Source organism: Pseudomonas sp. Sample_9, assembly GCF_004307535.1.
Classification (GTDB): Bacteria; Pseudomonadota; Gammaproteobacteria; order Pseudomonadales; family Pseudomonadaceae; genus Aquipseudomonas; species Aquipseudomonas mercuritolerans.
In genome coordinates this window covers 1-6,709 of record NZ_RAZO01000272.1, presented here as the reverse complement: position 1 = coordinate 6,709, position 6,709 = coordinate 1, and the positions used below count along the sequence as shown (strand labels likewise).

Genomic DNA, 6,709 nt, shown 5'->3' with positions numbered 1-6,709 from the left:
GCAACGCCTCCAGCTTCGCCAGCACCCCCGCCGCCGTCTGCTCACCCAGCAACTGCTCACGCACCTTGCCCTTGTCATCAATGATGAACGTCACCGGCAGCGCCTCACTGCGCGGCAGGTCGAACAGCTCGGCGGGATCCTGCGCGAGCACGGTGAACTTGATGCCAAGCTTTTCGCTGGCTTCTTTCAGCTCCGCGCCCTGCACGTTGTCGAAGTTGACCCCGAACACCCCGACATTCTTGCTCTTGAGCTCATCAGCCAAATGATTCAGCTCGGGAATTTCCGTGCGGCACGGGCCACACCATTCTGCCCAGTAATTGAGCACCACCCACTGCTTGTCCAGACGTTCGGACGCTACCTTCTGGCCGTTCTGGTCGATGCCGTAATCATTCCCGCAGCCCCCCAGCATCAACGCCCCGAGAATCGTCAATGCCGCTGCCAATCGCCGTGTCATGTCGTGTTCCTTGTGAAAATTCGAAAGCGCCTGCGACCCATCGCCTCTGACGGTTCTGGATTGCGCGCCGCACAGTTAGAATAGCCGCCACTTTACGCCAGAAGCGACCCGCCATGACCGATCTGACGCTTTATCACAATCCGCGCTGCTCGAAATCCCGCGGCGCGCTGGAACTGCTCGAAGCCCGCGGCTTGACTCCGACTGTCGTGCGCTACCTGGAAACGCCGCTCAGCGCCGCGCAGATCAAGGCCCTGCTCGGCAAGCTCGGGATCAGCGCGCGGCAGCTGCTGCGCAGCGGTGAAGAGGAATACAAAACCCTGAACCTGGCCGACGCCAGCCTCAGCGAGCAGCAATTGATCGACGCCATCGCCGCGCACCCGAAACTCATGGAGCGGCCGATTCTGGAAGTTGGCGACAAGGCCGTCATCGGTCGCCCGCCGGAAAACGTGCTGGAGTTGTTGCCATGAGCACGCCGTACATTCTGGTTCTCTATTACAGCCGCAACGGTTCGACCAACGAGATGGCCCGGCAGATCGCCCGTGGCATCGAACAGGCCGGAATGGAAGCGCGTCTGCGCACAGTGCCGGCGATTTCCACCGAGTGCGAAGCGGTGGCGGCGGAGATTCCCGCTGAGGGCGCGCTCTACGCCAGCCTCGATGATCTGAAGAACTGCGCCGGCCTCGCCTTGGGCAGTCCGACGCGTTTCGGCAACATGGCCGCGCCGCTCAAGTACTTCCTCGACGGCACCAGCAACCTCTGGCTGACTGGCGCGCTGGTCGGCAAACCGGCCGGTGTGTTCACCTCCACCGCCAGCCTGCACGGCGGTCAGGAAACCACGCTGTTGTCGATGATGTTGCCGCTGTTGCATCACGGCATGTTGATCACCGGCCTGCCCTACAGCGAATCGGCGCTGCTCGAAACCGAAGGTGGCGGCACGCCGTACGGGGCCAGCCATCACGCCGGTGCCGACGGCAAGAACGGTCTTGATCAGCATGAAGTGGCGCTGTGTCGCGCACTCGGTCTGCGTCTGGCGAAAACCGCGCAGAAGCTGGTGGGCTGATGGCGAAGAAGCCGAAAGTCCTGCCCTCGATAGAGTGGCTTGAGCCACGGGTGACGGCGATGCGCGTGCTCAGCCTGCTGAGCTTTTTCGCCCTCGCCGGCTTGCTCGCTGTTTATTACCTGGTGTTCGCCGACCTGCATGGCGCGCGGCCTTGGGTGATTCTGCTGGTCGAGCTGATCCCGTGGCTGGTGCTCGCCCCGGCGATGATCATGGGCAGCGCCCGTGGCCATTCGTGGATGTGTTTTGTGGTGAACCTGTATTTCATCAAAGGCGCACTGGCGGCGTACGACCCCAACCGGCAGCTGTTCGGCCTGCTGGAAATGGCCGCCAGCCTGGCGGTGTTCTGCTCGGCGCTGTTGTATGTGCGCTGGCGCTATCAGTTGAATCGCAAATTGGCTGGCGAAGGCGAGATCAGCGTCGCCTGACCAACCGCTTTCGCGAGCAGGCTCGCTCCCACAGGGGAATGCATTCCAGGGGTGGGAGCGAGCCTGCTCGCGAATGCAGCGACGCGGTTTTAATGGTTGACGGTATAGGCAAGCATCATCGAAATCTGGCTCATCGGCCGTCCGCCGCTCTGTTCGTGCCATTGGTTGAACGCGTTTTGCACCGTCGCCAGATCACGCTGGCTGGTCGGCACTTTGTCGACGATCTTCTGCGCATTCAGCGCCGCGACCACGTCGTAGCTCGGCACGAAAGTGTCCTTGCCGACCATGCGCAAAAAGCGCGGCGCCGACAGCCCGCCGAGTTGGTGGCCGTGCTTTTTCAGGTAGGTCCACAGGCCGACGATATCGGTCACCGGCCAGTCGGCGATCAGCGCGCCGAAGCTGCCCTTGTCCTTTTCCACATCGAGAATGAACTGCGCATTGCGCGGCACGCTTTTCAGCTTGCCGAGGTGGCGGATGATCCGCGCGTCCTGCATCAGCCGCTCAAGGTGTTCGGCGCTCATCAGCACGACTTTTTCCGGATCGAACTTGAAGAACACTTCTTCGAACGCCGGCCACTTGGCATCGACCAGGCTGTGCTTGAGCCCGGCGCGAAAAACCCGCAGGGCCATGGTCGAGAGGTAGCGGTCGTCGCGGATCTTGCGCAGTTGTGCGGGGGTCTTGGGAACGGGCAGATGGGCTTCCAGTTCAGCCGCCGAACCGAAACGGTTCAGACAGTATTCGTGCAGCCACTTGTAATCGCGCATGCCCTCTCCTGAGGTTTGGAAATGAATAACACCTGTAGAAGCAGGCCCCTGTGGCGAGGGGATTCATCCCCGCTGGGCTGCGCAGCAGACCCCGAGATTTTGGGGCCGCTTCGCGTCCCAGCGGGGATGAATCCCCTCAACCACAGGTCCTGCTTCTACAGGTTGTGTTTACAGATTGACGACATTGACGAAACGCGAAGCCGCGGTCTCGTCGATCTTCAGGCTGGTGAAGTCGAACAGGTTGCGGTCGGCCAGTTGCGACGGCACCACGTTCTGCAGGCTGCGGAAAATCGATTCGGTGCGGCCCGGGGTCTTGCGGTCCCAGTCCTGAAGCATTTCCTTGACCACCTGGCGCTGCAGGTTTTCCTGCGAGCCGCAGAGGTTGCACGGGATGATCGGGAATTGCTTCAAGTCCGAGTAAGCCTGAATGTCCTTCTCGTTGCAGTACGCCAGCGGGCGAATCACCACGTTGCGGCCATCGTCGGCGCGCAGCTTCGGCGGCATCGCTTTCAGGGTGCCGTTGAAGAACATGTTGAGGAAGAACGTTTCGACGATGTCGTCGCGGTGATGACCGAGGGCCATTTTCGTCGCGCCGATTTCGTCAGCGAAGGTGTACAGCGTGCCGCGACGCAGGCGCGAGCACAGCGAACAGGTGGTCTTGCCTTCCGGCACCAGTTCCTTGACCACCGAGTAAGTGTCTTTCTCGACGATGTGATACTCGATGCCCAGTTCTTTCAGGTAGGCCGGCAGCACGTGCTCGGGAAAGCCCGGCTGTTTCTGGTCCATGTTCACCGCGACGATGTCGAACTTGATCGGTGCAACCTTCTGCAGGTGCATCAGCACGTCGAGCATGGTGTAGCTGTCCTTGCCCCCGGACAGGCAGACCATGACCTTGTCGCCGTCTTCGATCATGTTGAAATCGGCGACCGCTTCGCCGGCCAGGCGGCGCAGGCGCTTTTGCAGTTTGTTCTGGTTGACCGTAAGAGTGCCCATGACGCGAAATCCGTGAGGTGTGACGAAAGGCCGGCATTTTACGCAAAAACCCCAGTAGCGCGAAGCATCTGTGGCGAGGGGATTTATCCCCGCTGGGTTGCGAAGTAGCCCCAAAACCCGAGAACTCGTATTGCCTGACACTGCGCGGTGAATGGCTTGGCGACTGCTGCGCAGCCGAACGGGGATAAATCCCCTCGCCACAAAAGTGTTTCAACCCCAAAAATTCCTTCCCCGCAAGACCCCGAGGCGATTATCCACCCCGTTTACAGCGCGATTTGCTCTAAGCCCGGCATACCGGTGCGCTGGAGTCCTTTCTATACTGCGACATAAGGTCGCACACATCTGAAGACCTGTATTTGCTCGGCCATCTTGGCCCGTAGGCGCTCCGTTGGGGGGCGATGGCAATGACAAGAGGAGTGAATGGCATGATCCATCACGTAGTGGGACTGTTTACCCACCCCGATCAGGAATGGAAGGAGATCCGTGGCGACCAAGAGGAAAGCATCAGCCACATGTACCTGACGCACACGCTGATCCTGGCGGCGATCCCTGCGGTCTCGGCGTTCATCGGCACGACCCAGGTCGGCTGGGTGATCGGCAACCGCGCGCCGGTGATGCTCACGTTCGAAAGCGCCTTGTGGATGACCATCATGTCGTACCTGGCGATGCTCGGCGGGGTCGCGGTGATGGGCGCCTTCGTGCACTGGATGGCCCGCACCTATGACGCCAATCCAAGCCTGGCCCGTTGCGTGGCGTTTGCCACTTACACGGCGACACCGTTGTTCGTCGGCGGTCTGGCGGCGCTGTATCCGCACATGTGGCTGGGGATGATCGTCGGCACAGCGGCCATCTGCTACACGGTGTATCTGTTGTATGTCGGCCTGCCGACCTTCATGAACATCCCTTCGGATGAAGGTTTCCTGTTTTCCAGCTCGGTGCTCGCCGTCGGCCTGGTGGTGCTGGTGGCGATCATGGCGTTCACCGTGATTGTCTGGGGCCTGGGTGTCGGCCCGGTCTATACCAACTGACCTGTTTCCTCCCTGAGAAAAACAACATCTGCCAATACAGGCCGCCGCAAGGCGGCCTTCTCGTTGGGGCGACGACCATTCGGCAGGTCGGCGATTCGCAAGTCGCCGGGGTTGCGGCATACTCGGCGTCTCTGGAGATCCATCAAGCATGCCCGAGCAACTCAATACCCGCGTCGAAGACTGTTACCAACTCGCTGAATCCTTTTTCAAACGCTCCTTCAAACGCCCCGTGGTCAGTCTCAAGCTGCGCGGGCAGAAAGCCGGTGTCGCGCATCTGCACGAGAACCTGCTGCGCTTCAATCCGCAGCTGTACCGGGAAAACACCGAGCACTTCCTCAAGCAGACCGTCGCTCACGAAGTCGCTCACCTGATCGCTCATCAACTGTTCGGCGACCGCATCCAGCCCCATGGCGAGGAGTGGCAACTGATCATGCGCGGCGTCTACGAACTGCCGCCGGACCGCTGCCACACCTATGAAATCAAGCGGCGCAGCGTGACCCGCTATATCTACAAATGCCCGTGCCCCGACAGTGATTTCCCGTTTACCGCCCAGCGCCATGGTCTGGTGCGGCAAGGGCGGCGGTACCTGTGCCGGCGCTGCCGCAGTACGCTGGTGTTCAGTGGTGAGATGCGGGTGGAATAGTCAGTTCTGCGGTGCCCTGACTGGCCCCTTCGCGAGCAGGCTCGCTCCCACAGGGGAATGCATTTCAATGTGGGAGCGAGCCTGCTCGCGAAGGCGGCGGCATGAGCGCTACAGAATCACCCTGGCCGAACGCAACTCGGCAATTCTCCCACAGGGGAATGCATTTCAATGTGGGAGCGAGCCTGCTCGCGAAGGCGGCGGCATGAGCGCTACAGAATCACCTTGGCCGAACGCAACTCGGCGATCCGCTCAGCACTCAACCCCAACTCCCCCAACACCTCATCCGTATGCTGCCCCAACCCCGCGCCAACATGCCTTGGCGCCGGCAATGCTTGAGAGAATTTCAACGGACAGGCCATCTGCGCCTGCGTCGTGCCATCGCCGCGCGGCACCTGGGTCACCAGCTTCCGCGCCTGCATTTGCGGATGGCCCAGCGCCTCGCCCAAACTCAACACCGGCTCGACACAGGCATCTACCCCGGCGAACAACTCACACAGTTCTGCAAAATCATGCCGCTCGAACTCGACGCGCAACGCCTCTTTCAAGGCCTGTTGTTGCTCAGGCCTGGGCGACAACCCTTGCGCCGCCAGTTCCGGCCGGCCCAGCGCCGTGCACAAGTGCTGCATGAAGGCCGGCTCCAGACTGCCCACCGACATCCAGCGCCCATCCCGGGTGCGGTAATAATCGTAAAAGCTGCCGCCATTGAGCATCTGGTCTTCCCGACCTGGTTCCACGCCACAGGCCAGATAACCCGCGCCGGCCATGGCGTTCAGGCTGAACGCGCAGTCGGTCATGCTCACATCCAGATGGGTGCCCTGCCCGGTTTGCTGACGGGCAATCACCGCTGCCAGCAAGCCGATCACTCCGTGTAGCGAGCCGCCCGCCACGTCCGCCACCTGCATGCCCAGCGGCAACGGCCCGCTGTCGGCGCGTCCGGTGTAGCTGGCGAGTCCCGCCAGCGCCAGATAGTTGATGTCATGCCCGGCGCGTTCCTTGTACGGCCCGGTCTGGCCGTAACCGCTGATCGACACATAAATCAGCTTTGGATTGATCGCTTTCAACGCTTCATAACCCAGGCCCAGACGCTCCATCACCCCGGGGCGAAACTGCTCGAGGACGATGTCGTACTCGCCCAGCAGTTGCTTGATGATCTGCAGCGCTTCGGGCTGTTTCAGATCCAGCGCCAGACTGCGCTTGTTGCGATTCAGATAGGCGTGGCTGGCCGAGACCCCGCCATCATGCGGCGGCAGCACCCGCAGCAGATCCATACGGGTTGGCGATTCGATGCGCAGCACCTCGGCGCCCATGTCCGCCAGCAGCAACGAGGCGAACGGCCCCGGCA

General features: G+C 61.4%; 9 protein-coding genes. 5 read left to right on the top strand and 4 right to left on the bottom strand.

The features are described 5' to 3' along the window. Positions 1-454 (bottom strand): TlpA disulfide reductase family protein (locus D6877_RS15040; RefSeq protein ID WP_130911306.1); only part of this gene is annotated, 454 nt, incomplete at its 3' end. Between the two features lie 113 nt (positions 455-567). Here D6877_RS15040 and arsC point away from each other — a divergent pair. From arsC to D6877_RS15025, 3 genes are read left to right on the top strand one after another with little or no spacing between them, the layout of a single operon-like run. Next, positions 568-921 (top strand): arsenate reductase (glutaredoxin), encoded by a 354-nt coding sequence (gene arsC, locus D6877_RS15035; protein WP_130911305.1) that lies wholly within the window; start codon positions 568-570, stop codon positions 919-921. Further along, positions 918-1,514 (top strand): NAD(P)H:quinone oxidoreductase, encoded by a 597-nt coding sequence (wrbA, locus tag D6877_RS15030; RefSeq protein WP_041479575.1) that lies wholly within the window; start codon positions 918-920, stop codon positions 1,512-1,514. Before arsC ends, wrbA begins: the two co-directional genes overlap by 4 nt. Beyond that, positions 1,514-1,939 (top strand): DUF2069 domain-containing protein, encoded by a 426-nt coding sequence (locus tag D6877_RS15025; RefSeq protein WP_130911304.1) that lies wholly within the window; start codon positions 1,514-1,516, stop codon positions 1,937-1,939. The genes wrbA and D6877_RS15025 overlap by 1 nt, the downstream gene beginning before the upstream one ends. A gap of 89 nt (positions 1,940-2,028) precedes the next feature. On the opposite strand, the gene D6877_RS15020 is transcribed toward D6877_RS15025, so the two are convergent. Together D6877_RS15020 and ttcA are read right to left on the bottom strand one after the other, a co-directional pair. Next, positions 2,029-2,703, bottom strand: a complete 675-nt coding sequence (locus tag D6877_RS15020; RefSeq protein ID WP_016773632.1) for a DNA-3-methyladenine glycosylase I — start codon at positions 2,701-2,703, stop codon at positions 2,029-2,031. Between the two features lie 168 nt (positions 2,704-2,871). Further along, a complete protein-coding gene (gene ttcA, locus D6877_RS15015) occupies positions 2,872-3,696 on the bottom strand; it encodes a tRNA 2-thiocytidine(32) synthetase TtcA (RefSeq protein ID WP_024013975.1) in 825 nt (274 codons plus the stop codon). Between the two features lie 425 nt (positions 3,697-4,121). Between ttcA and D6877_RS15010 the strand changes: the two genes are divergently transcribed. Both D6877_RS15010 and D6877_RS15005 read left to right on the top strand, forming a co-directional pair. Then, positions 4,122-4,724, top strand: coding sequence for a Yip1 family protein (locus tag D6877_RS15010; RefSeq protein WP_016773629.1), 603 nt, complete (start codon positions 4,122-4,124; stop codon positions 4,722-4,724). Between the two features lie 148 nt (positions 4,725-4,872). Further along, a complete protein-coding gene (locus tag D6877_RS15005) occupies positions 4,873-5,367 on the top strand; it encodes a SprT family zinc-dependent metalloprotease (RefSeq protein WP_024013976.1) in 495 nt (164 codons plus the stop codon). 209 nt (positions 5,368-5,576) lie between these two features. Here the strand turns inward: D6877_RS15005 and D6877_RS15000 are convergent. Next, positions 5,577-6,709 (bottom strand): CaiB/BaiF CoA-transferase family protein (locus D6877_RS15000; protein WP_130911303.1); only part of this gene is annotated, 1,133 nt, incomplete at its 5' end.

Coding starts and splice junctions, on each gene's coding strand:
- arsC (WP_130911305.1), top strand. CDS start 568: ATGACCGATCTGACGCTTTATCACAATCCGCGCTGCTCGAAATCCCGC.
- wrbA (WP_041479575.1), top strand. CDS start 918: ATGAGCACGCCGTACATTCTGGTTCTCTATTACAGCCGCAACGGTTCG.
- D6877_RS15025 (WP_130911304.1), top strand. CDS start 1,514: ATGGCGAAGAAGCCGAAAGTCCTGCCCTCGATAGAGTGGCTTGAGCCA.
- D6877_RS15020 (WP_016773632.1), bottom strand. CDS start 2,703: ATGCGCGATTACAAGTGGCTGCACGAATACTGTCTGAACCGTTTCGGT.
- ttcA (WP_024013975.1), bottom strand. CDS start 3,696: ATGGGCACTCTTACGGTCAACCAGAACAAACTGCAAAAGCGCCTGCGC.
- D6877_RS15010 (WP_016773629.1), top strand. CDS start 4,122: ATGATCCATCACGTAGTGGGACTGTTTACCCACCCCGATCAGGAATGG.
- D6877_RS15005 (WP_024013976.1), top strand. CDS start 4,873: ATGCCCGAGCAACTCAATACCCGCGTCGAAGACTGTTACCAACTCGCT.